Source organism: Brevundimonas pishanensis, assembly GCF_022750635.1.
Taxonomy (GTDB): domain Bacteria; phylum Pseudomonadota; class Alphaproteobacteria; order Caulobacterales; family Caulobacteraceae; genus Brevundimonas; species Brevundimonas pishanensis.
The window spans coordinates 315,170-339,894 of sequence record NZ_JAJKBG010000001.1 but is presented as its reverse complement, the minus strand read 5'-3'; the positions used below and the strand labels follow the sequence as shown (position 1 = coordinate 339,894).

Genomic DNA, 24,725 nt, shown 5'->3' with positions numbered 1-24,725 from the left:
GACTTCTCATCAGACGGGGCAGGTGTGCCACCAGATGAAATGCACCTTAGCGCCGTGAACGCTTATTCCTAGGGGTCTTTACACCTAGAATTCAGTGTGCACCGCACAATGTTGCGCGAACATCCCTATCGTTAGAAAACCACCGCTATCATCGACCATACAAATGGACGATTTCGCCCCACACCCGCCTCAATCGAGCGGTGCGACTGTCATCTGGGCCTGAAAATGAACAAGGCCGTCGAACGGGGTCCGACGGCCTGCTCAGTCCGGTGCCATAGGAGGGGGAGGGGAGGCACCGGCCATTTAACGAAGGGCCCCAGGGAGGGGAGGGGAAGGGGCCGCATCGTGTGATTTTCGATTTAGGGGCGGATTGCGGCGAATCAAGGACCGATAGAAGAATAATTTCGGTCAATTTGGCTTCAGCGCCTGATCAAACCCGAAATACGGCCAAATATCGACGATTTCTTGCGGTCGTCTTCTTCTCCGTCCTGTTCTGCATATGGGTTGCCGTCACCCGACAGCAAGACCGCCATCCACCGCGAGGCCTTGAACTCGGCCAAAATCGCCATCGCCATGACGGCTAGCGGTGTGGACAGGAACATACCCGCTACGCCCCACATCTTGCCCCAGAAGGCGAGCGCAAGAAGCACGGCAATCGGATCAATGTTCTGGTTGTCACCCTGCATACGGGGCTGAATGACATTGCCGACCACGAACAGGACGATCTGCAAACCCACCAAAAGGATCAGAGCCGGCCAATAGCTTTCGAACTGGACCAGAGCGAACAGGGGCGGTGCCAGGCCCGCAATCGCCCCGCCCAGAATGGGGATGAAGCCGACGATAAAGATGACGAAGGTCCAGAACTCCGCATTCTGCAGGCCGACGACGCGCATAAGCACCCACGCGACCAGACAGATCATCACGCCAGTGACCGCCTGAACCCACAGATAGCCCTCGACGCCGCCACGCACCCGTTCGAACACTTCGACAGCTTCGTGCCGGCGCGATCGGTCCGGGAACATATTGACGATCTTCTTTTTAAAGCCCTGCTTGGAGGCGATCAAAAAGCCGAGGTAAATCAATACGAAGAACGCACCCGATGCCGCGCCCTGAACCTGTACAGCCGCAACCGTCAGCCAACCGCGAATGTCGACACCGGCAACCAGATCACGGAAGGTTGGGGGATCCGAAATACCGGCCATGCGGCTTACGTCCAGAATGATCTGGTCCAATCGCGGGCCGATGCTGCCGGCCACACCCGATGCATCCGTAAAGAAGCCCGCAGCGCCGTCCACAATGATCCATAGCGAGCCCAGAAAGCCCAGAACCACCAGCCCGACCGAAGTCACGCCCGCGAAACGCGCCGGAATGCGAGCGTAGTCCACCAGCCAGCGCTCGATCCCCGCAATCATGATCATCAGAAAGATGGCCATGGCCAGAGGGGTCAGAATATCGCGAAGCCAGTAAAGCGTTGCACCTGCGGCCACGACGGAAATCAGGACGATGGCATTGCGCGAGGTGACGGCAGTGTCGGAGGTCAGCGGAAGCTTCATGTATCGGAGTGTCCGGTTAAGCAGGCTGAGCGTCAATCGCTAGTGACGCCTATTGTTCCGTAATCGCCCAATGCCTCTTGTCGGATCGATGCATGTGACGCAGCGTAGAGGCCATCTACGGAGATCATTTAATGACCGATGCGCCTTGGCTGTTCTTAGGCCAGTCTTTCGAGGGTGAGACCCAAAAGCTCCTGCTCAACCGTGCCAACCGCCACGGGATCGTCGCGGGGGCCACCGGTACCGGCAAGACCGTGACCTTGCAGATCATGGCACAGGGTTTTTCGGACGCAGGCGTGCCGGTCTTTTGCGCGGACGTCAAAGGTGACCTGTCCGGCGTCAGTCAGGCCGGTGACGTCGCCAAATTTGCCGAGCGCGCCTCGGCCATGGGTTTAGAGCTGACGGGCAAGGCCGCCCCTACGGTGTTTTGGGACCTCTATGGTGAGAAGGGACACCCTATCCGCGCGACGGTTTCCGATGTCGGCCCCCTTTTGCTGGCCCGGATGCTGGAACTGAACGACGTGCAGGAAGGCGTCCTGTCAATCGCCTTCCACGTTGCCGACAAGGAAGGTCTCCTGCTTCTGGACCTCGAAGACTTGCGCTCCTTGCTGACCTACGTTTCCGAGAACGCCAAGACGATCGGGGCAGAGGTGGGCAATGTCTCTCCCCAGTCTGTCGCGGCCATCCAGCGCGCTCTGCTTCAACTGGAGCAGCAAGGGGGCAAATCCTTCTTCGGCGAACCAGCATTGCGTCTGGACGACCTGATCCGCACTTCCCTTGACGGCAAGGGCCAGATCAACGTGCTGGATTCCACGCGCTTGATGAACAATCCGCGGCTATATGCAGCCTTCCTGCTGTGGCTTCTGTCGGAACTGTTCGAACAACTGCCCGAGATCGGCGATCCCGATAAACCGCGCCTCGTCTTCTTCTTCGACGAGGCGCACCTGTTGTTCAAGGGCGCGCCGCGCGGGCTACTGGAGAAGATCGAGCAGGTCGTTCGCCTGATCCGCTCCAAGGGCGTCGGCATCTATTTCGTCACCCAGAACCCCGCCGACATACCCGACAGCGTTCTGGCACAGCTGGGCAACCGCATTCAGCACGCCCTGCGCGCCTATACCCCCGCCGAACAGAAGGGCCTGCGCGCGGCATCCCAGTCATTCCGCGCAAGCGACGCCTTCGATACGGCCGAGGCTATTCAGGCACTTGGCGTGGGCGAAGCGCTGGTCTCGGCGCTGGACGAAAAAGGTGCCCCGACGATGGTCGCGCGCACCAAGATCCGCCCGCCCAACTCGCGTCTGGGGCCCGCAACCGATGCCGAGCGGGCTCAAATCCTGCAGAACAGTCCGGTTCGTGGCGTTTACGACACCGCCGTCAACCGCGAGAGCGCCGAAGAGGTGCTGAAGGCCCGCAAGGCGCAGGCAACCCGCATCGAAGCCGAGCAAAAGCAGGCCGCCGAGACCGAAAAACTACGCACCAAGCAGGAAAAAGAGGCAGCAAAGGCTGCCCCGCGCGCACCGGCCCGCAAGGCTTCAAGCCGGCAAACCCCGACCGAAGCCCTGCTGAAGTCGGTCATGAGGACTGCAGGATCTACCATCACCCGCGAACTGCTTCGCGGTGTGCTGGGTGGGCTTAAACGTCGCTAAAACCGACTACTGGCGCGGTGCCAGTCGCCACATACGAAGCGGGTGCCTGACGGTGCCCGCTTCGGCCCCTGCGGCATCGCCGGTGCCCATATAGAGGTCGGCGCGTACCTGACCGCGGATGGCCGATCCGGTGTCCAATGCCATCATCAGACCGCGATAGCTGCCACGCGCGCCGCGAAGATTTCCGCCATCCGCCTCGATCCATACAGCCTCGCCATAGGACCATTTGGACGGATCAACCGCGATAGAGCGTCTTACGTGCAGGGGAATATTGGCCGCCCCTACCGCTTCGCGTCCGTCATCGGGCGTGACCGCAAAGAAGATGTAGCGCGGATTGAGCTGCATGACCTCGCGGGCAATGGGCCCTCGGTTTTGCGCCAGCCAGCCCCGAATAGCGTCTCCCGAAGTACCGTTCTGGGGCAGCAGGCCGCGCTCGGCCATGGGACGCGCAATACCGACGAACCGTTGGCCGTTATCGGCAGCGTAGGCCGCGCGCATCCTGCGCCCGTCAGGGAAGGTCAAATTACCCGAGCCCTGGATTTGCAGGAAGAACAGGTCTTCGGCGCGCATCCACGCCAGCGCTTGGGACTGGGCCGAACCAGCCTCGATAGCTCGGCGATCCCCCACCGACGCAAGGTTGGCAGGGCGGCTGAGAACGGGGCTGTCGAATTCTTGGTCCGGTACAGTGCGGGCCGGATATTCAGGCGCGAAATAGGACGTCAAAAGCCCGTTCGAGCCATCCTCGTTTCGCACTTCGATAGCGACGAACCATTGCTCGAGGAACGATCTGGCCGTCGCAGCGGAGGGGTGCGGGTAGCTGGCCATCAGGGCCTTAGCCTGCTGGCAGGCCTGATAGGGCGTGCGAAGAACTCCGCAGCCCTCGGCATAGACCCTCAGCGCAGCCTGATGGTCCTCGTGGTCCCAACCCGGAAGTTGGGCCAGCGCAACGCCATAGGGCTGGGGGACCGGATAAGGCACAGGACCCGTCTGTGCCGGCGGCTGGGTTGCCGGCGGATAATAGACAGGCGGTACTGGTTGGCCCGGATAGGGCAGGGTAGGCACCTTGGGCGAAGAGGCGCAGGCCGCCGCCAGCATCAGCAGCGCAGATCCGATGGCTCCCTTGCCGAGTGCCCTGAAACGCAAACCTGAAACGCTACTGATACCGCCCGTCATCTGCATCAGGCCGTAGCCGCCTCGACCTTGGCAAGCGCCCAGTTTGGGTCTTGCGACCCGAGGCGGCGCTCGAAGGTCCAGACCTCTGCCGTGCGGCGCTCCTCGACATGGGTTTCACCCGAAGCGGCCGTAATCGTATTGCGCACTTCCGCGAGGAAGCGGACGCGGGCCTTGGCAACGTCGCCTTCCACAGTGCCCAGTTCAATATCGGCGCGCGGCGGAGCTACCAGTTCCAATGCCTCGGTCTGACCGGTAGCCTCGCGCTGGGTAATACCGGCGTCGAACGAGCCCATGACCTTCTCGGTCAACAGGGGACGCAGGGCTTCGCGATCACCACGAGCATAGGCCCGCACAATCGTCTCATAGGCCTGGCGGGCTCCGTCCACGAAACGCGCAGGATCAAAGGCCGGATCACGCTCTTTTAGACCGGCAACAGCGGCGACCAATGCGGGGTCAACCGTCGGCACTGCCGTGGTCTTGGGATCGACCGAGCCGGGCAGACCGGGTGTCACGATCATGCCCTTGGCCTTGGCCTTTTTAGCGTTGTCCTCGGGCTGGCGCCCGACCTTCTTGCCCAATACGTTATAAAGCTGGAACAGAAGCACCGCCGCGATGACGGCGAAAAGCACGATCTGGAAGGTCACGACGTCGTCATTCCTTAGTGTATCCGGCCAAGGTCATTTGTCCTTGGCGTGCTGACAACACCCCCGAGAATTCCCGCCTGCGATCAGGCGAAACCTCTGTCGATGCCGTCAAAGTTATCTTGTGATTAGGGGGCGATTAGGACCGACGCAAGGCAAAGCAGGCTTGTGTCGTTTCACCTACCGTTGCGACCGATAGTCTCAACGTGCTACCGCGACGCCTCAAACCTGCCCTGATCGGGGCACTTCGCATTTTTAGAGACGGCCTTTCGAAATGACTGACGCAACGCAGCCCGCCGACGCCAACGGCCAAAACCCGCAAGCCGATCAGGCTGGCGGCCAGCCGCAAGGTCCGGGCTTCCGCATCCTCACCCAATACGTTCGCGACCTGTCGTTCGAGAACCCGAAGGCTCCGGAAAGCCTGCGCATCGAGGGCAAGCCTGCCATCGATATGGGCGTGGAAATGAACGCTGCCGGTCGTCCGGACGGCCTGTTCGAGGTTGAACTGAAGCTGTCGGTCAAGGCTTCGGCCGAAGACCAGTCGCCGGTCTTCCAAGTCGAGCTGGTTTACGGTGGTCTGTTCGCCCTGTCGGGTGTGGCACCGCAAGACATCGAGCCGATGCTGCTGATTGAATGCCCGCGCTACCTGTTCCCGTTCGCGCGCCAGATCATCGCCCAGGCTACCGCCGACGGTGGTTTCTACCCGCCGTTCATGGTCGACCCGATCGACTTTGCGGCCATCTATGTGGCCCGCCAGCAGCAGATCGCAGGCGCTCCGGCCGAAACCGGTCAGGCCTGATCTTTCGCGATCAAGCAATAATAAAGGCCCGCCGCACCACGCGGCGGGCCTTTTAGTTAGGCGTCTTCCTTTGCGGCCGGTTCCACGCCGAAACGGGTCCAAAGAGGGTCCTTTACCCATTTGGCAAGGAAAGCGCGGTGGTCAGCGTCTTCCTGCGGTGTCAGGCGTGAGGCTAGGGGTCGCGGTCGTGGCCCGTAGTCAGTGCGTCCCTGCACCAGCGGAACGCCCGTCTGGCTGACGGCACCACCGCCCAGATCAAACGTCCGCTCCTTGCCACCGCGTAGCTCCAGATAAACCTCGGCCAGCAGACGGGCGTCGATAAGAGCGCCGTGATAGGTCCGGTCGGCCAGCGAAATCTTGTAACGCTTACACAGCGCATCCAGCGTATTGGGCTGACCGGGAAACTTGGACTTCGCAATCGCCAGCGTGTCGATCCAGCGCGGCTCGCCGGTGATCGGCTTGTGCGCCAGCAACAGCTCCCAGTCGATGAAGTTCCGGTCGAACGCAGCGTTGTGCGCGATCAGCGGCGCATCGCCGATGAAATCGAGAAACTCGTCAGCCATCTTGGCGAAGATGGGCGCATCCTTGACCATGTCGTCGGTGATGCCGTGAACCTTGATAGCGTCCGCAGGGATCGAACGCTCGGGATTGACATAGCAGTGATAGGTCCTGCCCGTCGGCAACAGGTCGACGATCTCGATACAGCCCACTTCTATCAGGCGGTCGCCCGACTTGGGATCAAAGCCGGTGGTTTCGGTATCGAGGACGATTTCACGCATGACTTCTATTGCCCCGATTGAACGTCGGAAGAAACCCCTCTGGGTGCGCGTTTCCAGTCCGGATCAAGTACCGTTTCTACGATCTGCTTCACACGGGCGTGGGCGGCTTCAAATCCTTCCGCCGTCTCGACGATGAAGTCGGCCCGTTTGCGTTTTTCGGCATCGGGCATCTGTCGCGATATGATGGCCTCGAAACGCTCCAGCGTCATGCCGGGGCGCGCCAAAACGCGTTCCTTCTGAACCTCGGCAGGAGCAGAGGCCAGAATAGACGCCACGACATGGGCGTCCGCTCCAATTTCGAACAAAAGCGGAATATCGACCACGAACAGGCGGACACCTTGAGCCTTTGCGGACTCCAGCGCCTGCATGCGATCGTGGATCACCATGGGGTGCACGATATTATCAAGCTTTTGAAATAGCGCGTGTTCTTTTCCTAGAACCGCCGCCAGTCTGGCGCGATCCACTGCGCCATCAACGATGACGTCTTCGCCGAAGGCCTCGGCAATCGCCGCAACAGCCTCGCCGCCCTTGGCGTACAGACGGTGAACAGCAGCGTCCGCGTCCCAAACCACCGCACCTTCTTCGCGCAGGAAGTTGGCGGTGGTGGACTTGCCCATGCCAATGCCGCCCGTCAGACCCAGAATGATCATGCTTTTTCTCCGAGCAAATCCATCACAGTGCGGCGGATATCCAGCGAAGGGGGGCTTTGGCCAAAGAAGGCTTCGAACGAAGGGACGGCCTGCCCGATCAACATGGCCAAGCCATCGACGATGGTCAGGTCGCGATCCCGCGCGGCCTGAAGGAAGGGCGTGATCAGCGGGCGATAGGTCATATCCATCACCACCGCCCCGGCTTTGAGCTGCGACAGGTTATAGGTCGGCGGCACGCTGAGGGCATTGATCACAAGGTCGGCGTCATAGGTGTCGGCCTCGGTATCCGCCACATCGACGCGCCCGCCCATATCGTCCGCCAGTACCTGTGCCCGTTCACGGGTCCGGTTCAGGATGGAGACCTTGGCCCCTGCCTCGACAAGTGCCCCCGCTGCTGCACGACTGGCACCGCCGGCACCCAACAGGACGACCTTCGCGCCATCTAATGACAACGCGGAAGCCTGTTCGGTCAGGGCATTCAGAACGCCGCGCCCGTCGGAGCTATCTCCGTGGATTGCGCCATCCTTAAAGACCAGAATATTTGCAGAGCGCACCAGCTGCGCAGCGTCCGACACCTGATCGCAGGCGGCAAATGCCTGCTCTTTAAAAGGGGCCGTGACATTGACGCCGGTGATCAGGCCGGCGCGCCCAGCAGCGAGAAGAGCTTCAAATCCAACAGCATCCTTCGGACCAAAAGCTGCATAAGTGCCATCGATGCCCGCCGCCTCCAGCCAACCGTTATGAATGGCGGGGCTAAGGCTATGCCCGATCGGCTGACCGACCACGCCCGCGAGTTCCACGCGACCACTGATCCGGCTCATTCGGGCAACACCTTGAACTCTCGCAGCTTGTCCAGCACCAGCCACAACGGCATGCCAAGAACGGTGAAATAGTCGCCGTCCACCTTGTCGAACAACTGGGAACCCATGCCTTCGAGGCGATAGGAGCCGACGCAGTGCAACAGTTCGTCGCCTTCATGCGCAATATAGGCATCAAGGAAGGCGTCCGAGAAATCACGCACCACCATGTGGGCGGTGTCCGCATCGGCCCAGAGGATTTCGCCACCTTGAGCCAGCGCTACGCCTGAGTGAAGCTGATGAGGCAGCCCGCGCATCGACGCCAGACGGGCCTTGGCCTGATCCAGATTAAGGGCCTTGGACACCAGACCACCGTCAAAGGCGAGCGTCTGGTCGGCGCCCAAAACCACCGCATCCGGATGTTGTGCCGAGACAGCTAAGGCCTTGGCCTTGGCCAGATCGATAGCCAACTGGCGCGGATCGACGCCCGGCGTCTTCAGGGCATCTTCGTCCACGCCCGCGACCTGCACTTCAAACGTCACGCCCGCATTGGTCAAAACCTCGCGACGTGCCGCGCTCTTGGAAGCGAGAATAAAGCGGGCAGGGGTCATGAAGGTACTCCAATGCGGCGATTGCGCCGTGCATTCACTAGATTGACGATGGCCGCAGCCGTTTCTTCGACAGAACGACGGGTCACATCGATAACTGGCCAGCCGCGACGCTCGAAATCACGTCGCGCTTTGATGATTTCCGCACGGACGGCATCGTGATCGACATAGTCGGTGGTTTGCCCTTGATTGAGGCTATCCAGACGGTTGCGACGGATCTGGATCAGTCGGTCCGGTGCCACCGTAAGGCCGATCACCAGCGGGTTCTTCAAACCCTCCAACCGTGATCCATCTTCGGATCCCGGCACCAAAGGCACATTGGCTGCGCGAATGCCGCGATGCGCCAGATAGATACAGGTCGGGGTCTTGGATGTCCGGCTGACGCCGCACAAAACCACGTCGGCCTCTTCCAGCTCATGCAGCGAGCCCTGACCGTCATCGTGGGCGATGGCGTAATCCAGCGCACTCATACGATTGAAATAGCCGGTATCGAGTGCGTGCTGCGCCCCGACACGCGTGGAAACGTCTGCGCCCAGATAATGCGACAGCGCCATAATCAACGGGTCCAGCGCACCGATCTGTGGGATGCCGAGGCTTTTGCATCCGCGCTCCAACTGCTCGCGAAGGTCGCGGTCGACCACCGTGTGCAACACGAGGCCCGGCGCATCCGCCACTTCGGTCAGCACCTCTTCCATCTGCTTTTCAGAGCGCACCAGAGCGTAGATGTGCTCGATGGGGATGACGCCATCAAAGCGGGCCACCACGGCCTTGGCCATCGCATTCAGCGTCTCCCCGGTGGAATCCGACACCAGATGGACGTGGAAATAGGTCGCGATACGCGATGAACCGGGTGGGCGGGCAGGGCTCATAAGGCATCCTTGAGCGGCCAAAAGACGGGTGACGTTGTTCTAGCCCCGTTTGCGCCGTGGCGCCCATACCCGCCGAAACGGCGCCCTGACCATGTGGAAAACCCTAGGCGCCATTTTTCGATTTCTGGGCGCCGAATTGGGGGTTCGGTGGTGCCAGCGACGGTGCCCATGAAGATCGGGCGCCAAAGTCATGAACGGCGCCCCGCTCGTCAAATTGGGCGCCAGTTATCTATCCCATGCTGTGGGCAACATTTGATGTCCAATTTTGGCGCCCAAAGACTCACCCACAACGGCGCCCAGAGGAGAGCCCAATTGGATCGGGTGTTTCACGGGTTTTCCCCGTTATCCACACAGGGCTATCCTCCCCGCTGGAATCGTTCTCGCCGAGGCTAGGAAAACATCTTCCACCGACGGGACAACGAAAAACTGTCCCCGTCGTCCCCCGCCCTAATTCCAACTTCCAATTCTAATTTTTATAATTTCGATTTGAGATTGAGCTTGGGGCTTGGGGAACGTTAAAGCCTTTGGTCATGAGCACCCCTCTTATGATCCAGGCTCTTCAGGGCCAGAAAACCGAGCGTCCTCCCGTATGGTTCATGCGTCAGGCAGGCCGTCACCTGCCCGAATATCGTGAGCTGCGGGCCAAGGCGCCGGACTTCATCTCGTTCTGCCTGAACCCGGAGATGGCCGCCGAAGCGACGATGCAGCCCATGCGTCGTTACGGGTTTGACGCTGCGATCATCTTTGCGGACATCCTGCTGATCCCGGGAGCACTAGGCCAAAAGGTCTGGTTCGAGGCCGGCGAAGGTCCACGTCTGGGGGCTATGCCTTCGGTGGAACAGATGATGGCGCTGGCTCCAGAGGCCGGTAACGCCCTCTCAAGCGTCGGTGAGAGCCTTTCATTGGTCCGTGCGCAGTTGGACCCGTCCAAGACGCTCATCGGCTTTGCAGGGGCTCCCTGGACCGTTGCGACCTATATGCTGGACGGAGAGGCCCGGACCATCGGTAAGGGCGAACGCGCTGCGGCTCGCGCCTATGCCTATGCCGATCCGAAAAAGGTCGAGGGCGTATTGGACGCACTTATCGAAAGCACCGCGTATTATTTGAAGATGCAGCAGGATGCGGGGGCCATGGTGCTCAAGATCTTCGAAAGCTGGGCCGAGGGCCTGCCCGACGATCTGTTCGAGACGCTGGTTCTGAAACCCCACCAGAAGCTGGTCGCTCGCGCTCGCGAACTGGGCGTGACTGTACCGCTGATGGGTTTCCCGCGCGGATCAGCCGCTCTGGCCGAACGCTATGCTGCCGAGTGCGATGTCGACGCCGTGGCGCTGGACACCGCCTGTCCGCTGGAAGTGGGTAAGCGGGTGCAGCAGATCAAACCGATCCAAGGGGCGCTGGATCCCATGTTGCTTCGGGTCGGGGGGGATCAGCTGGACCGACGTGTCGACCAGTTGATGGAAGCCTGGGGGCAGGGGCCCTGGGTGTTCAACCTTGGTCACGGCATCACGCCCGACGTGCCGATTGCGCATGTCGAGCAAGTCTTGAAGCGTATCGGAGCGCAATAAGCCCATGCCGGTCACACCACTGAAATCGGGGTCCGGCCGCCGCATTGCGGTGGTGTTGGCCAATCTGGGCGGACCGGATGGCCCCGACAGCGTCAAGCCGTTCCTGTTCAACCTGTTCAATGATCCCGCGATCATCGGATTGCCGGGTATCTTCCGCACGCCCTTGGCCAAGCTGATCTCCAGCCGCCGCGAAAAGCCGGCGCAGGAGAACTATGCGCTGATGGGCGGCGGCTCGCCGCTGCTGCCGGAGACCCGCAAACAGGCCGAGGCGCTGGAAGTGCAACTGAACGCAAGTCTGCCGCAGGACGAGACACGGGTGTTCATCGCCATGCGCTATTGGCACCCGTTCACGGAAGAGGCGGCCCGCGCTGTCGAGGCGTTCAAGCCTGACGAAGTGGTCTTCCTGCCGCTTTACCCGCAATATTCGACCACTACGACGGCATCGTCGCTGAAGCTGTGGCGCGAAACCTATAAGGGTTCGGGTACCGAGCACGTAGTCTGCTGCTATCCGCAATCCGAAGGCTTTATTGCTGCCCAGGCCCGCATGATCCGGGAGACCTTGGCCAAGGCTGATGGAAAGCCAGTGCGCGTCCTGTTCTCGGCGCACGGTATTCCGTCCAAACTGGTCGCGAAGGGCGATCCCTATCAGGCGCAGGTCGAGGCGACGGTCGCAGCGGTGGTGGCTAAACTGGGGCTGAGGGATTGGGCGATCTGCTATCAGTCCAAGGTCGGGCGGATGGAATGGTTGGGGCCCGCAACGCCAGATGCGATCAAACAGGCCGCTGCCGATGGTGTGGGCGCTTTGGTGGTGCCGATCGCCTTTGTTTCGGAGCATATCGAAACGCTGGTCGAGCTGGATATCGAATACGGCGAACTGGCTCACGAAGTGGGCTGTGCGCCCTATCTTCGCGCTCCTGCCGTGGGTCCGGATGCCGATTTCATCGGTGCCCTCACGCAGGAAACCCTGACAATTTTGGGCGGACAAACGGCGCGGTGTGGTAATGGCAGTTGTGCCTGTGACAACCGCTATGCAAATCCGGCAATGGTTTCGACCCTTTCGGTCGACGTCGCCTGAGCCGCCTTGGGGAAGCTGAATGAACGCCTATGATCTGGCCCGTGGCCTGCACATCATTGCTGTGATCGCGTGGATGAGCGGCATGCTCTATCTGCCACGCCTGTACGCCTATGATGCCGAGCAGAACGAAAAGCCGGAGCCGCTGCGTTCGGAAATGCAAACCCTGCTGCGCACGTGGCAAACCAAGCTGCTGCGCATCATCATCAATCCGGCGATGATCCTGTCGCTGATCTTCGGCATCAGCCTGTTCTGGTTCCGCTCGGGCGAGGGGGCAGACTTCTCGTTCGCGCATCAGCCGTGGATGATGATCAAGCTTCTGGGCGTTGTGGCGCTTCTGGGCTGGCACGGTTTCCTTGCCGCCAGCCGTAAGAAGATCGCCGCCGGCACGTCCACCCGCTCGGGCAAGTTCTGGCGCATGACCAATGAAATCCCGTTCCTGATTGCCATTGTCATGGTTCTGGCTGTGACGATGGAGTGGGGTGCCTAAAACCTTAAGGCACCTTGACCCGCAGGGGCGATCCGTGGTTTCGCTGAGGTGAACCGTGGGGTCAGTGACAGCGCGGTGCCTCTCTTTCGATAGCCCCTGACCGCTTGGCGCTCGGGACCGGCTGTCTCTCCCTATCCGGCCCTGGCCGTATAATTTGCGATAATAGCCAACCGTGCGCCCGCAAGGCGCGTGCGGCTGTGCATATGAGCCTGCATCATGACCGATACGCCTGAAAACGAAGTCGTTGAAAACGCTGCTGAAAATCAAGATGTGCGCCCGCGCCGCACCTTAACACTCGGTGGTGTCAAACCTGCGTCGAGCGAAGCTGACCAGCCCGCCGAAGCCGAGGAAGTCATCGAGAATGACTACACCGGCATCGACACGACGGCAGAGGAAGACGACGACGACGGCGAGCCGCAAGGCCCCAACGGTCGCATCACCCTGCAAGAGCTGAACGAGAAGACGCCGGAAGAACTGGTCGCCTTCGCCGAAGGTCTGGACATCGAGAACGCCGGCAACCTGCGTAAGCAGGACCTGCTGTTCGCCATTCTGAAGACCCTCGCTGACGAAGAAGTCGAGATCATTGCTTCGGGTGTTCTGGAAATCCTGCCCGACGGCTTTGGCTTCCTGCGCAGCCCGGACGCCAACTATCTGCCGGGTCCGGATGACGTCTATGTCTCGCCGTCGCAGATCCGCCGCTTCGGTCTGCGTTCAGGTGATACCGTCCACGGTGCCGTGCGCGGTCCGCGTGAAGGCGAGCGCTACTTTGCTCTGCTGAAGGTCGACACGATCAACTTCGAAGATCCGGAGATGGTCAAGACCAAGGTCCTGTTCGACAACCTGACGCCGCTCTATCCGGAAGAGCGTCTTAACATGGAAATTCAGGACCCGACGCTGAAAGATCGCTCGGGTCGTGTGATCGACATCGTTGCGCCGCTGGGTAAAGGTCAACGTTGCCTGATCGTGGCACCGCCGCGCGTCGGTAAGACCGTGATGCTGCAGAACATCGCCAAGTCGATCGAGAAGAACCATCCGGAAGTTTTCCTCATCGTTCTGCTGATCGACGAGCGTCCGGAAGAAGTGACCGACATGCAGCGCACCGTGAAGGGTGAGGTTGTCGCCTCGACCTTCGACGAGCCGGCATCGCGTCACGTCGCCGTGGCTGAAATGGTCATCGAAAAGGCCAAGCGTCTGGTCGAGCACAAGAAGGACGTTGTGATCCTGCTGGACTCGATCACCCGTCTGGGCCGGGCCTACAACGCCACCGTGCCGTCGTCGGGCAAGGTCCTGACCGGTGGTGTGGATGCCAACGCCCTGCAGCGTCCGAAGCGCTTCTTCGGTGCCGCCCGTAACGTGGAGCAGGGTGGTTCGCTGACCATCATCGCCACCGCTCTGATCGATACCGGCTCGCGCATGGACGAAGTGATCTTCGAAGAGTTCAAGGGCACCGGTAACTCGGAAATCGTTCTGGACCGTAAGGTCGCTGACAAGCGCATCTTCCCGGCCATCGATGTTCTTAAGTCGGGTACCCGTAAGGAAGACCTGATCACGCCGAAGGACCAACTGACCAAGACCTACGTCCTGCGTCGTATCCTGAACCCGATGGGTCCGCAGGATGCCATCGAGTTCCTGCTCGACAAGCTGCGCCAGTCGAAGAACAACTCGGACTTCTTCCAGTCTATGAACACCTAACGGCAAGCTTGGCCATACCAGGCATAACCGTGTTTCACGTGAAACAGAGGAGCGCATCGTATGAAGATCAACGTCGAAGTTGAGTGCACCCCGCAGGAGGCACGCGCCTTCCTCGGCCTTCCCGATGTCGCTCCTCTCAACGACCAACTGGTCGCGGAAATACAGAAGCGTATGGCCGAGAACATCACCGCGATGCAGCCGGATGAGCTTATGAAATCATGGGCTAATTTCGGTGTTCAGGCTCAGGATCAGTTCCGTCGCCTGATGGAAGCCGCCGTCACAGGCGGCACGACCAAGAGCTAATCTTCTGACATGACCGATACGATTTTCGCCCTTGCGACCCCGCCCGGTCGCGGGGCTGTTGCCATTATCCGCATCTCCGGACCTGCCACCGCAGAAGTACTGAAGGGGTTGGGCGTGGGCACGGTCAAGCCCCGCTTGGCCAGCGTGCGCAACCTGCGTTGGCAAGAGCAACTGATCGATCAGGCCTTGGTCTTGTTTTTCGTTGGCCCGAACTCCTACACGGGTGAGGACACGGCTGAACTCCACCTGCATGGGGGCAGGGCGGTCATCGAGGCGATGGGAGAGGCTCTGATCGGTCTCGGCCTTCGTCCCGCCGAGGCTGGCGAGTTCACGCGTCGCGCCTTCCAAAATGGCCGCATGGACTTGGCACAAGCCGAAGCCGTGGCCGACCTTATCGACGCTGAAACCAACGCCCAGAAAGCTCAGGCCTTGGGCCAGTTGGACGGTGCCCTGTCGCAAACCTATGCCACCTTCCGTGCGGACCTTCTGAAGGCCATGAGCCTCGTCGAAGCCGAGATTGATTTTCCGGACGAGGACGTTCCGGACAATCTGGCGCGTACGGCAGGTCCGGTACTCGATAAGTTCATCGCGGACCTTCAGGCTGCATTGGCAGACTCCGACCGCGGTCGCCGCGTCCGTGAAGGTTATCGCATCGTTCTTCTGGGCGAGACCAATGCCGGTAAGTCGTCGCTCTTCAACGCGCTGACCGCACGCGAAGCGGCGATTGTGACGCCCATCGCTGGCACCACGCGTGATGTGCTCGACGCCGACATCGTGATCGGCGGTTATGCTGTCACCCTGTCGGACACGGCTGGCCTGCGAGATAGCGATGATGTGGTGGAGGCCGAAGGTATTCGCCGTGCACGAGCGCGGGCGGAAAACGCCGACCTGCGCATCTGGGTGCGGTCGCCACAAACCGTCGGTGATGATCCTGCCGCTGACTACATCAAGCCCGGCGATCTTCAGGTTCTGAACAAGTCCGATCTTGGGGCTGTCACGCCCAAGGATGACATCGAACATCTGTCTCTCAGCACCGTCTCGGGGCAGGGGATGGACGCTTTGCACCAGTGGCTGGCCACTCGACTGGCGCGTGATCTGAGCGGCGCGGATTTCCCCGCCGTGACCCGAGAACGCCATCGCCGCCGTCTTGTCGAGGCACTTGAGGCGGCTCACCAGGCACGCCGCGCTCTTGATGTGGCACCTGAAATGGCGGGGGACGACCTTCGTCGAGTCAGCGACGCGCTTTCACGTGTTACTGGAGCTATCGGTGTCGAAGATGTTCTAGGTGAAGTGTTTTCTTCGTTCTGCATCGGTAAATAGCCGTTTCACGTGAAACTTTAACTGCGGCCTCGAGGTGGAGATTTCCGCCCCGATGCACTATGTGATCGCGCATGACCACGACCCCTGACCATAGCTTTGATGTCGTCGTAATCGGCGGCGGACACGCCGGTTGCGAAGCCGCTACGGCGGCCGCGCGCGTTGGCGCTCGCACCCTGCTGCTCAGCCAAAAGCTGGAAACCATCGGCGAGATGAGCTGCAATCCGGCAATCGGCGGATTGGGCAAGGGGCATCTGGTTCGCGAAATCGACGCGCTTGACGGCGTGATGGCAAGACTTGGCGACAAGTCGGGCATCCAGTTCCGTCTGCTGAACCGCTCCAAAGGCGCAGCGGTGCAGGGCCCGCGTAGCCAGATTGACCGCAAGCTGTATCGACTGGCCATGCAGGAAGAGCTGGCGAACTACCCGAACCTGACCCTTATGGGCGCGACCGCCGAGAGCCTGATCCTTGATGGTAATCGCGTGGTCGGCGTGGTGACGGGCACTTGCGAAACGATCAGGGCAGGGGCCGTGGTTCTCACGACGGGCACCTTCCTGAACGGTGTGATCCACCGCGGGGATCTGCGCATTGCGGCAGGCCGTTATGGCGATGACCCATCGGTCGGTTTGGCGGCGAGCCTGCATTCGGCCGATCTTATGATGGGACGATTAAAGACGGGCACGCCGGCGCGGCTGAATGGCCGCACCATCGCATGGGATCGCCTCGAGAAGCAGGAGGCGGACGCCGAGCCTGTACCGTTCTCCTTTCTCACTGACAAAATCGAAGTCCCGCAGATCGCATGCGGCGTGACCTATACGACCGAAGAAACCCACCGCATCATCTCCGAAAATCTCGGAGAGAGCGCGGTTTATGGTGGGCGTCTGTCCGGTCGCGGGCCGCGTTACTGCCCCTCGATCGAGGACAAGGTCGTGCGTTTCGCAGACAAGGCAAGCCATCAAGTCTTCCTCGAACCGGAAGGTCTGGACGATCCGACGGTCTATCCCAACGGTATTTCTACTTCAGTATCCGACGCCACGCAGATGGCCTTCCTGCGCACCATGCCGGGTCTGGAGAATGTCGAGGTGTTCCGCTACGGCTATGCCATTGAGTATGATTACGTTGACCCCCGCGAACTGACGCCCGCGCTCGAGGTGAAGAAGCGTCCGGGCCTTTATCTGGCGGGGCAGATCAACGGCACGACCGGCTATGAAGAGGCGGGGGCCCAGGGCTTGATGGCGGGCATGAACGCCGCGCGGGCCGTGTCTGGCAAGGATCCCATCGTCTTCGGACGTGACGAGGCCTACATCGGCGTGATGATCGATGATCTGGTCACGCGTGGCGTCACCGAACCCTATCGTATGTTCACGAGCCGCGCGGAATACCGCCTGACGCTACGTGCAGATAATGCCGATGCCCGCCTCACTCAGCTTGGTATTTATGCCGGAGTTGTTGGCACTGAACGTGCCAAGGTATGGCTGGAGAAGGCAGACTGGTTATACTCGGCGAACCGTGTTTCACGTGAAACACGGTTTACGCCGAAGGAAGCGGGCGAATTGGGCATCGCGGTCAATGCCGATGGTCAACGCCGATCCATCCGAGATCTGCTGTCGTACCCGAACGTCACGCTCGATCAGTTCGTCAGCGCCAAGCCGGAGATTTCGGACTGGCCGAAGTCGGTGCGTGAGCAGATCGTCATCGACGCGACCTATGCTAGCTATCTGGACCGTCAGGCGCAGGATGCCGAGGACCTTCGTCGAGAGGAGGGGCTGACCCTCCCAGCGGATCTGGACTATGCATCTATCGGCGCACTGTCCAATGAAGTGCGCGAGAAGCTGTCGATGATCCGTCCGCAGACCTTGGGTCAAGCGGGCCGCATCGAGGGCATGACGCCGGGCGCGTTGACGGCTCTTTTGGCTCACGTGAAAAAGGCTCGCGCCGTAGCTGCTGACTTGGCCACTGTTGTCGCCTGATTTCGGATTTCGGAACTAATGAACGCTATTGATAAATTCCGTGCCGATACCGGGGCGTCCGATGTCCAGATCGAGGACCTGAAAGCCTTCCTTGATATGCTGACCGAGGCCAATGAGGTGATGAACCTCGTCGGTCCGGACACCATTCCTGACTTCTGGAACCGCCACGCTTGGGACAGCGCGCAACTGCTCTCCCTCGCACCTGCGGCCACGACGTGGGCCGATTTGGGGGCAGGGGCTGGCTTCCCGGGTGTCGTCCTGGCCATCATGATGAAGGGCGTCGACGGCGGCCATGTCTGGCTAATCGACTCCTTGGGCAAGCGTTGTCGCTTCCTGCAAACAGTCGTCGATGCACTGAACCTGCCCGCGACCGTGATCAATGGTCGCGCCGAAGAGCAGCAGGTTAAGGTCGACATCGTGACCGCGCGCGCCGTGGCCCCGATGGAGAAATTACTCGGTTATGCACAGCCCTACTTCCAACGCGGTGCAAAAGGTCTGTTCCTCAAGGGCGAGAAGGCCGAAGCTGAGTTGAAACAGGCAGCCACTGTCTGGCATTTTGACTCTGACCTGACGGTCTCTCGCAGCGATGCGCGTGGCCGTATCGTTTCAGTGGGGAGTTTGCGTCGTGTCCGCTAAACCGAAAACGACCCGCGTCCTCGCGGTTTCCAATCAAAAGGGCGGGGTGGGTAAAACTACCACGGCGATCAACCTCGGCACCGCGCTGGCTGCGATTGGTGAGAAGGTTCTGATCGTGGACATGGACCCGCAGGGCAATGCCTCGACGGGTCTGGGCGTTCCACGTGAAACCCGTCGCGTGACCATTTACGACGTGATCGTCGACGGCCGCTCGATTGATGAGACGGCTGTCGAGACGGCTGTTCCCGGCCTGTTTATCGTGACGTCCGATCCAGATATGTCCGGCGTGGAAATCGAACTCAGCCAAGCTGACCGTCGCTCCTACCGTCTGCGCGATGCGCTGGAAGCGCAGGGTGCGAACGGCGAGCGAGCATTCGACTACGTTCTGATCGATTGCCCGCCCTCGCTGAACCTTTTGACACTGAACGCCATGGCGGCGGCTGACGCTGTACTGGTGCCGCTGCAGTGCGAGTTCTTTGCGCTCGAAGGTCTGACCCAGTTGATGCGCACTATCGATATGGTGAAACAGAACCTGAACCCGTCGCTGGAGATTCAGGGCCTGGTGCTGACGATGTATGACCGCCGCAACGCCCTGTCGGGTCAGGTGGCTGCCGATGTGCGCTCGCACTTTGGCGACAAGGTTTACGAAAGCGTCATTCCGCGTAATGTGCGCGTGTCTGAGGCACCGTCGTACGGCAAGCCTGCCCTGATCTACGATTTGAAGTGTGCAGGTAGCCAAGCCTATCTCAAGCTGGCGCGCGAAGTCGTCGCCCGCGAACGTCAACGTCGCGAAGTACTCGCGGCTTAAGTAAAAACAATAGCGGAATCCGTATCTTGTCTGAACGTCAACGCGGTCTGGGACGGGGGCTTTCGGCCCTTCTGGGTGAAAACGCACAGGAAGCTGTGGCCGTGGACGCCGCTGCGTCGGCGCCCGCTGGCGTACACCGTGTGCCGATCGAGAACCTGAAGCCCAATCCGGATCAGCCGCGTAAGGTCTTCAAAAAGGAAGACCTCGACGAACTGACGGCGTCGATCCGCGACAAAGGCGTGCTGCTGCCGATCCTCGTGCGCAGCCAGCCGGGCGAGCCGGGCGTTTATCAGATCATCGCGGGTGAGCGTCGCTGGCGTGCGGCGCAGGCTGCCCGCGTCACCTCGGTTCCGGTCGTTGTTCGCGAGATGGACGACGTCGAGGTGCTGGAAGTCGGCATCATCGAGAACGTTCAGCGTGCCGACCTCAACCCCATGGAAGAGGCCAACGCCTACGCCCAATTGATGGAAAAGTTCGGCCGTACGCAGGATGCTGTCGCCGGCGTAGTGGGCAAGAGCCGCTCCCACGTTGCCAACACGCTTCGTCTGCTGCAACTGCCGCCCGTCATTCGCGAACACGTTGTCCATGGCCGACTGACGGCGGGTCACGCGCGCGCTCTGATCACTGCGCCAAACCCACTGGAACTGGCCGATGAGATCATTTCCAAGGGCTTGAACGTCCGCCAGACCGAAATGCTAGCGCGTAAATCGGCTGAAGGTCCGAAGGTTTCCAAGCCCAAGGCTCCGGTTAACAGCGAAGGCGCGGCGGATATCGCCGCACTCGAGCAAGACCTGTCGGACGCGCTGGGCCTCAAGGTCGCGCTGGCTGATAATGGCGGTAAGGGCGTGATTACGTTGAACTATTCGACGCTTGAGCAGCTCGACGACCTTTGCCGTCGTTTGATGCGCGGTTAACCCCGCGTTCCATCAATCTCTAGGCGACGGGCCTTTCGGGGCCCGTTGTGCTATGAGCCACGGTATGACCGAACAATCCCCCAAACCGACCCAAGCTGAAACCATGCGTCGCGCTCTGGCTGCCAAGAAGGCAGCTAAGACCAAGGCTCAAGGCATCGGCAGCGGTATGGACGCCAAATCGCTGGAAAAACAGTTGCAGCGAGAAGCCGCCGCGATGAACAAGCCCGCTTTCCGCCGGATGTCACACCGCGGTTAAAGGCCCATGCGGCGAGCGCGGGCACCTATTTCGAGCAGCAGGCGCTCTGCGATCAGGTGCTCGGGCATACCGGTCGTCTTGGTGGCGACATCCGCGATATTGACGCTGTTCAGCACCTCGTCGAGCGCTTCGAGACGCCAGCTTCGGGCCTGTCGCAGCATTTCAGCTTCCTGCTTCCAGAAAACGCCTGCGGCCTTGGCGGCTTCTTTTGCGCCGCTGCCGTTTGCTTGCAACACATTGATCCGGCGCAGTTTTCCGAGATGGATCGAAACCATCCGCACGGCCATGACAGCGCTTTCGCCCTCGGCCAATGCGCGGCGCAGGCCTGCCTGCGCGGGGCCAGCACGACCGCCAAAGGCTTGAAGCGCCGCGTCGGACAGGGAGGCATCCGGCTCTACGCCCAGATGCTGGTCCAACTCTTCGATATCAATCGTCTTACCGGAACCTGGTCCGATATAGAGGATTAGGCGCTCGATTTCTTGCCGCATCAAGCCACGCTCGCGCGGCAGGCGGGCAACAAAACGATCCAGAGCATCGGACGTCAGCCCGACCTTGTCGGCGCTCAGAGCCTCACGGGTCATGCGCGCGACGTCGCCGACCTCGTCTTCATAACAGGCGATAGCGGCAGCCGCGCCCGCCTTTTCAGCGGCTTTGCGCAGAGCGGATTCGCGACCTAAAGCGCCCGCTTCGACGACCAGAAGTGCGTCGGGGTTATATTGACCCTCTGCGTGGGCCGTAAGAGCCGCTGCGACGGCCTTATCGACGCTCGCCTTGGGATCACCCAGTCGTACCCGCACCAACCGCCTGTCGCCCAGCATGGAGAGGGCCGTGAGCGCTTCTTCCAGCTTGATGGGATCGGCGTCGATGTCCGCTTCAGTCAAGGATGTGACGTTAAAGGGGTCATTCAGGTCGGGCGTGACCGTCTTGCACAGTGTAACGGCACGTTCCTGAACGCCGGAACGGTCCTTGCCATGGATCAGGGCCGCACGGATCTGGCTGTCCGGAGACTTTAGAAACCGCTCGATATCAGGTCGTTTGGCCAGGATCACGCGGATGCCTCCGGGCGATCAGCGCTGGCCGAGGACACGCATCAGGTCCAGTCGCAACAGACGCGCCAAATCGGCGGCTGCGCGGTCCTCGCCGTCCTGCTGGGCGGCAATGGCGGCATAGGGCTGGTCAGCCGACGCGTAGGTCGTGGTGGTGGCGCGCTCGCCCTTGATCGGCTCGCCGCCAGCCAGCGGAACCAGCGCCCACGTTGCCTTGAGGGTCAGCTGATAGCGGGTGGCTGTATCATCGATGCGGCGACCCAGCGGTAGGCGCGACTGCTCTACCGTCGTATCAAGTCGATATTGCGGGGGCAGGGAGGCATTGCGACCAAACGCGTCCTCCAACTGCTCGCGCAGGCGATAGCCCAGTCGGTCATCGGGCGTCGAAACCGCAACGCGCGACAAGGTACTACCGATCGCACCTTCCCCCGTCTGACCATAGATCGGGGTGAACCCGCACGCCGAGACCAGAGCGGCTACGGCGGCAAGGGCAGACAGGGGAAGGATGCGTTTCATCAGTTGGCTACCAGGTTCACAATGCGATTCGGCACCACAATCACCTTGCGGACCGTCAGGTTGTTGGCCTCAAGGTAGGCCTTAACGGTCGCATTGGCGAGTGCGGCGGCTTCAACATCGGCCTGATCGGCACCGCGCGGCATTTGAACCTCGCCGCGACGCTTGCCGCCGATCTGCACGGGCATGACGACTTGATCGTCAGCCGCCAGCTTGGCGTCATAGACGGGCCATTCGGCTTCCAGAACCATGCCGTCCATGCCCAGACGGGTCCAACCCTCTTCGGCAAGGTGCGGCGTGAAGGGCGCAACCAGACGGGCGAGGGCCGACAGAGCGGTCTTCTTGGCTTCGCCACCCGCTTTGGCATGGTCTTTCAGCACACCGAGGAAGGCGTACAGCTTTGCGATAGCCGAGTTGAAGCGGAAGCTGTCGATGCCTTCGCTCACGGCCTTGATGGCTTTGTGCGTTTCGCGGATCAGGCTGGCATCGACGTCGGCATTGGCTGGTGCCGATGCGTCATAGGCGTCGAACTCGTTCCAGACGCGCTGGACGAAGCGCGAAGCACCTTCAACGCCACCGGTCGACCATTGCACGTCACGCTCCGGCGGGCTGTCCGACAGAACGAACAGACGACCAGCGTCAACGCCATAGGTCTCGATGATGTCGACAGGCGCGACGACATTCTTCTTCGACTTCGACATCTTCTCGACTTCACCGATACTGATTTCAGCGCCGGTCGAGAGGCGACGCGCGATGCGCTTGCCATCGATGTGTTCGATCTGGACGTCGGTCGGCTCGACCCATTTGGGCTTACCGCTCGGCTCGTGGCCGTCGAAATAGGTCTCGTGAACCACCATACCTTGGGTGAACAGACCCGCGAACGGCTCTTTCACGTCCATCAGGCCAGCGTCCGACAGGGCGCGGGTGATGAAGCGTGCGTACAGCAGGTGCAGTACCGCGTGCTCGATGCCGCCGATGTACTGGTCTACCGGCAGCCATTTGGCAGCCGCAGCCTTGTTGATCGGGATCGAGGCCTTCGGATCGGTGAAGCGCGCGAAATACCAGCTGGAGTCCACGAAGGTATCCAGCGTGTCGGTCTCGCGGCGGCCCGGCTTGGCGCAGGTCGGGCAGTTGACGTGCTTCCACGTCGGGTGGCGATCCAGCGGGTTGCCCGGCACGTCGAAGGTGACGTCCTTGGGCAGTTCGACCGGCAGTTGGTCGGCCGGAACCGGCACTACGCCGCAGTCTTCACAGTGGATGACCGGAATCGGGCAGCCCCAGTAGCGCTGGCGGCTGACGCCCCAGTCGCGCAGGCGGTAGATGGTCGCACCCTTGCCGGTGCCGGCAGCTTCGATCTTGGCGATCGCGGCGGCCTTGGCCTCCTCGATCTCCATGCCGTTCATGAAGTCCGAGTTGAACAGCACGCCCGGACCCGTATAGGCCTCGTCAGCAACGGTGAAGGTTTCGTCGGCGTCGTGCGGACGCACCACGGCCTTGACCGGCAGGCCATATTTGCGAGCGAAATCAAGGTCGCGCTGGTCGTGGGCAGGGCAGGCGAAGATGGCACCCGTGCCGTATTCCGACAGGATGAAGTTGGCGATCCAGACCGGCACTGCCTCGCCGGTGAACGGATGTTTGCACTTCAGGCCGGTGTCCAAGCCGATCTTCTCGGCTTGTTCGATTTCGGCTTGCGAAGCACCGCCCTTACGGCATTCGGCGACGAAGTCGGCCACGTCCGGATTGGCGTCGGCCAGCATCTTGGAGATGGGATGGTCAGGAGCCAGACCGACGAAGGACGCGCCATAGAAGGTGTCCGGACGGGTGGTGTAGATTTCCACGCCGTCTTCGAAACCTTCAGGCGCGGTGCCCGCGAAGGCCCACTTCATCTGCAGGCCCTTGGAGCGACCGATCCAGTTTTCCTGCATTAGTCGGACCTTGTCCGGCCAGCGGCCTTCAAGTTCCTTCAGGCCGTCGATCAGGTCGTCGGCATAGTCGGTGATGCGGATAAACCACTGGGTCAGCTTGCGCTTTTCAACCAGAGCACCCGAACGCCAGCCGCGGCCGTCGATGACCTGTTCGTTGGCCAGCACGGTGTTGTCGACCGGATCCCAGTTGACCGTGCCTTCCTTGCGGTAGACGAGGCCACGCTTCATCAGCTCCAGGAACCACGCCTGTTGCTGGCCATAGTACTCCGGATCGCAGGTCGCCAGTTCGCGCGACCAGTCCAGCGACAGGCCCAGCAGCTTCAGCTGCGAGCGCATGTTGTCGATGTTAGAATAGGTCCAGTCGCCCGGATGCACACCACGTTCCATGGCGGCATTCTCGGCCGGCATACCGAACGCGTCCCAGCCCATCGGGTGCAGAACGTCAAAGCCTTGCGCGCGCTTCCAGCGGGCGATGACGTCGCCCATCACATAGTTGCGGGCATGACCCATATGGATGTTGCCCGACGGATAGGGGAACATCTCGAGGACGTAATACTTGGGACGACCGGTGTCCTCGTTAGGTGCCGTAAAGACGTTAGCATCGGCCCAGCGGGCCTGTTGGCGAGGTTCGGTAACTTTGGGCTCGTAGCGGGCCACGGCGTATCCTAGGCAATGCCTCAGACGGGACGCGAGAGGCAGGCCTGAGGAC

Annotated in this window: 24 protein-coding genes; 13 read left to right on the top strand and 11 right to left on the bottom strand. The window is 61.0% G+C overall.

Annotation, left to right across the window (positions count from 1 at the left end):
• Positions 1–419: 419 nt before the first annotated feature.
• Entirely contained in the window at positions 420–1,553 is a 1,134-nt protein-coding gene (locus LOX95_RS01695) for an AI-2E family transporter (protein ID WP_242912559.1), read from the bottom strand.
• A 131-nt stretch (positions 1,554–1,684) separates the two neighbouring features.
• On the opposite strand from LOX95_RS01695, the gene LOX95_RS01690 reads away from it, so the two are divergent.
• A complete protein-coding gene (locus LOX95_RS01690) occupies positions 1,685–3,193 on the top strand; it encodes a helicase HerA-like domain-containing protein (RefSeq protein ID WP_242912558.1) in 1,509 nt (502 codons plus the stop codon).
• A gap of 6 nt (positions 3,194–3,199) precedes the next feature.
• Here LOX95_RS01690 and LOX95_RS01685 read toward each other — a convergent pair whose 3' ends face one another.
• A complete protein-coding gene (locus LOX95_RS01685; protein WP_242912557.1) occupies positions 3,200–4,336 on the bottom strand; it encodes an MltA domain-containing protein in 1,137 nt (378 codons plus the stop codon).
• Between the two features lie 35 nt (positions 4,337–4,371).
• Entirely contained in the window at positions 4,372–5,010 is a 639-nt protein-coding gene (gene timA, locus LOX95_RS01680; protein WP_242912556.1) for a TIM44-related membrane protein TimA, read from the bottom strand.
• A gap of 271 nt (positions 5,011–5,281) precedes the next feature.
• On the opposite strand from timA, the gene secB reads away from it, so the two are divergent.
• Positions 5,282–5,806, top strand: coding sequence for a protein-export chaperone SecB (gene secB, locus LOX95_RS01675; protein ID WP_242912555.1), 525 nt, complete (start codon positions 5,282–5,284; stop codon positions 5,804–5,806).
• A gap of 56 nt (positions 5,807–5,862) precedes the next feature.
• Here secB and dnaQ read toward each other — a convergent pair whose 3' ends face one another.
• The 5 genes from dnaQ to LOX95_RS01650 are packed head-to-tail and all read right to left on the bottom strand — an operon-like array spanning position 5,863 to position 9,509.
• Positions 5,863–6,585, bottom strand: a complete 723-nt coding sequence (gene dnaQ, locus LOX95_RS01670) for a DNA polymerase III subunit epsilon (RefSeq protein WP_242912554.1) — start codon at positions 6,583–6,585, stop codon at positions 5,863–5,865.
• 5 nt (positions 6,586–6,590) lie between these two features.
• A complete protein-coding gene (gene coaE / locus LOX95_RS01665) occupies positions 6,591–7,235 on the bottom strand; it encodes a dephospho-CoA kinase (protein ID WP_242912553.1) in 645 nt (214 codons plus the stop codon).
• Positions 7,232–8,056 (bottom strand): shikimate dehydrogenase, encoded by an 825-nt coding sequence (gene aroE, locus LOX95_RS01660; RefSeq protein WP_242912552.1) that lies wholly within the window; start codon positions 8,054–8,056, stop codon positions 7,232–7,234. The genes coaE and aroE overlap by 4 nt, the downstream gene beginning before the upstream one ends.
• Positions 8,053–8,643: a Maf family protein gene (locus LOX95_RS01655; protein WP_242912551.1), complete on the bottom strand. Its 591-nt coding sequence runs from the start codon at positions 8,641–8,643 to the stop codon at positions 8,053–8,055. The genes aroE and LOX95_RS01655 overlap by 4 nt, the downstream gene beginning before the upstream one ends.
• Positions 8,640–9,509, bottom strand: a complete 870-nt coding sequence (locus LOX95_RS01650; protein ID WP_242912550.1) for a pyruvate, water dikinase regulatory protein — start codon at positions 9,507–9,509, stop codon at positions 8,640–8,642. Before LOX95_RS01650 ends, LOX95_RS01655 begins: the two co-directional genes overlap by 4 nt.
• Before the next feature lie 530 nt (positions 9,510–10,039).
• Between LOX95_RS01650 and hemE the strand changes: the two genes are divergently transcribed.
• The 11 genes from hemE to LOX95_RS01595 all read left to right on the top strand — a co-directional run bounded on the left by hemE (position 10,040) and on the right by LOX95_RS01595 (position 20,532).
• Positions 10,040–11,074 (top strand): uroporphyrinogen decarboxylase, encoded by a 1,035-nt coding sequence (gene hemE / locus LOX95_RS01645; protein ID WP_242912549.1) that lies wholly within the window; start codon positions 10,040–10,042, stop codon positions 11,072–11,074.
• 4 nt (positions 11,075–11,078) lie between these two features.
• Positions 11,079–12,149 carry a ferrochelatase gene (hemH, locus tag LOX95_RS01640; protein WP_282452571.1) on the top strand — a complete coding sequence of 357 codons (1,071 nt, stop codon included), beginning with the start codon at positions 11,079–11,081 and terminating at the stop codon, positions 12,147–12,149.
• A 19-nt stretch (positions 12,150–12,168) separates the two neighbouring features.
• The gene (locus LOX95_RS01635) at positions 12,169–12,636 is read left to right on the top strand and encodes a CopD family protein (protein ID WP_242912548.1); all 468 of its coding nucleotides are present in this window, start codon (positions 12,169–12,171) and stop codon (positions 12,634–12,636) included.
• A 216-nt stretch (positions 12,637–12,852) separates the two neighbouring features.
• Positions 12,853–14,328: a transcription termination factor Rho gene (gene rho, locus LOX95_RS01630; protein ID WP_242912547.1), complete on the top strand. Its 1,476-nt coding sequence runs from the start codon at positions 12,853–12,855 to the stop codon at positions 14,326–14,328.
• Between the two features lie 60 nt (positions 14,329–14,388).
• Positions 14,389–14,631 carry a DUF6489 family protein gene (locus LOX95_RS01625; protein WP_242912546.1) on the top strand — a complete coding sequence of 81 codons (243 nt, stop codon included), beginning with the start codon at positions 14,389–14,391 and terminating at the stop codon, positions 14,629–14,631.
• A gap of 9 nt (positions 14,632–14,640) precedes the next feature.
• Positions 14,641–15,951, top strand: a complete 1,311-nt coding sequence (gene mnmE / locus LOX95_RS01620) for a tRNA uridine-5-carboxymethylaminomethyl(34) synthesis GTPase MnmE (protein WP_242912545.1) — start codon at positions 14,641–14,643, stop codon at positions 15,949–15,951.
• A gap of 71 nt (positions 15,952–16,022) precedes the next feature.
• A complete protein-coding gene (mnmG, locus tag LOX95_RS01615; RefSeq protein ID WP_242912544.1) occupies positions 16,023–17,918 on the top strand; it encodes a tRNA uridine-5-carboxymethylaminomethyl(34) synthesis enzyme MnmG in 1,896 nt (631 codons plus the stop codon).
• Between the two features lie 18 nt (positions 17,919–17,936).
• Positions 17,937–18,554, top strand: coding sequence for a 16S rRNA (guanine(527)-N(7))-methyltransferase RsmG (gene rsmG, locus LOX95_RS01610; RefSeq protein WP_242912543.1), 618 nt, complete (start codon positions 17,937–17,939; stop codon positions 18,552–18,554).
• Positions 18,544–19,362, top strand: a complete 819-nt coding sequence (locus LOX95_RS01605; RefSeq protein WP_242912542.1) for a ParA family protein — start codon at positions 18,544–18,546, stop codon at positions 19,360–19,362. The genes rsmG and LOX95_RS01605 overlap by 11 nt, the downstream gene beginning before the upstream one ends.
• Positions 19,363–19,388: 26 nt before the next feature.
• Positions 19,389–20,276 carry a ParB/RepB/Spo0J family partition protein gene (locus LOX95_RS01600; protein ID WP_242912541.1) on the top strand — a complete coding sequence of 296 codons (888 nt, stop codon included), beginning with the start codon at positions 19,389–19,391 and terminating at the stop codon, positions 20,274–20,276.
• Between the two features lie 64 nt (positions 20,277–20,340).
• The gene (locus tag LOX95_RS01595) at positions 20,341–20,532 is read left to right on the top strand and encodes a hypothetical protein (RefSeq protein WP_242912540.1); all 192 of its coding nucleotides are present in this window, start codon (positions 20,341–20,343) and stop codon (positions 20,530–20,532) included.
• Here LOX95_RS01595 and holA read toward each other — a convergent pair.
• Genes holA through leuS form a run of 3 tightly spaced genes read right to left on the bottom strand, consistent with a single transcriptional unit; the run spans position 20,529 to position 24,673 of the window.
• On the bottom strand, positions 20,529–21,581 hold the full coding sequence (gene holA, locus LOX95_RS01590; protein WP_242912539.1) for a DNA polymerase III subunit delta: 1,053 nt from the start codon (positions 21,579–21,581) through the stop codon (positions 20,529–20,531). The genes LOX95_RS01595 and holA overlap by 4 nt on opposite strands.
• 18 nt (positions 21,582–21,599) lie before the next feature.
• On the bottom strand, positions 21,600–22,094 hold the full coding sequence (lptE, locus tag LOX95_RS01585) for an LPS assembly lipoprotein LptE (protein WP_242912538.1): 495 nt from the start codon (positions 22,092–22,094) through the stop codon (positions 21,600–21,602).
• Positions 22,094–24,673, bottom strand: coding sequence for a leucine--tRNA ligase (gene leuS / locus LOX95_RS01580; protein WP_242912537.1), 2,580 nt, complete (start codon positions 24,671–24,673; stop codon positions 22,094–22,096). The genes lptE and leuS overlap by 1 nt, the downstream gene beginning before the upstream one ends.
• Between the last annotated feature and the right edge of the window lie 52 nt (positions 24,674–24,725).

Coding starts and splice junctions, on each gene's coding strand:
- LOX95_RS01695 (WP_242912559.1), bottom strand. CDS start 1,553: ATGAAGCTTCCGCTGACCTCCGACACTGCCGTCACCTCGCGCAATGCC.
- LOX95_RS01690 (WP_242912558.1), top strand. CDS start 1,685: ATGACCGATGCGCCTTGGCTGTTCTTAGGCCAGTCTTTCGAGGGTGAG.
- secB (WP_242912555.1), top strand. CDS start 5,282: ATGACTGACGCAACGCAGCCCGCCGACGCCAACGGCCAAAACCCGCAA.
- dnaQ (WP_242912554.1), bottom strand. CDS start 6,585: ATGCGTGAAATCGTCCTCGATACCGAAACCACCGGCTTTGATCCCAAG.
- coaE (WP_242912553.1), bottom strand. CDS start 7,235: ATGATCATTCTGGGTCTGACGGGCGGCATTGGCATGGGCAAGTCCACC.
- aroE (WP_242912552.1), bottom strand. CDS start 8,056: ATGAGCCGGATCAGTGGTCGCGTGGAACTCGCGGGCGTGGTCGGTCAG.
- LOX95_RS01655 (WP_242912551.1), bottom strand. CDS start 8,643: ATGACCCCTGCCCGCTTTATTCTCGCTTCCAAGAGCGCGGCACGTCGC.
- LOX95_RS01650 (WP_242912550.1), bottom strand. CDS start 9,509: ATGAGCCCTGCCCGCCCACCCGGTTCATCGCGTATCGCGACCTATTTC.
- hemE (WP_242912549.1), top strand. CDS start 10,040: ATGAGCACCCCTCTTATGATCCAGGCTCTTCAGGGCCAGAAAACCGAG.
- hemH (WP_282452571.1), top strand. CDS start 11,079: ATGCCGGTCACACCACTGAAATCGGGGTCCGGCCGCCGCATTGCGGTG.
- LOX95_RS01635 (WP_242912548.1), top strand. CDS start 12,169: ATGAACGCCTATGATCTGGCCCGTGGCCTGCACATCATTGCTGTGATC.
- rho (WP_242912547.1), top strand. CDS start 12,853: ATGACCGATACGCCTGAAAACGAAGTCGTTGAAAACGCTGCTGAAAAT.
- LOX95_RS01625 (WP_242912546.1), top strand. CDS start 14,389: ATGAAGATCAACGTCGAAGTTGAGTGCACCCCGCAGGAGGCACGCGCC.
- mnmE (WP_242912545.1), top strand. CDS start 14,641: ATGACCGATACGATTTTCGCCCTTGCGACCCCGCCCGGTCGCGGGGCT.
- mnmG (WP_242912544.1), top strand. CDS start 16,023: ATGACCACGACCCCTGACCATAGCTTTGATGTCGTCGTAATCGGCGGC.
- rsmG (WP_242912543.1), top strand. CDS start 17,937: ATGAACGCTATTGATAAATTCCGTGCCGATACCGGGGCGTCCGATGTC.
- LOX95_RS01595 (WP_242912540.1), top strand. CDS start 20,341: ATGACCGAACAATCCCCCAAACCGACCCAAGCTGAAACCATGCGTCGC.
- lptE (WP_242912538.1), bottom strand. CDS start 22,094: ATGAAACGCATCCTTCCCCTGTCTGCCCTTGCCGCCGTAGCCGCTCTG.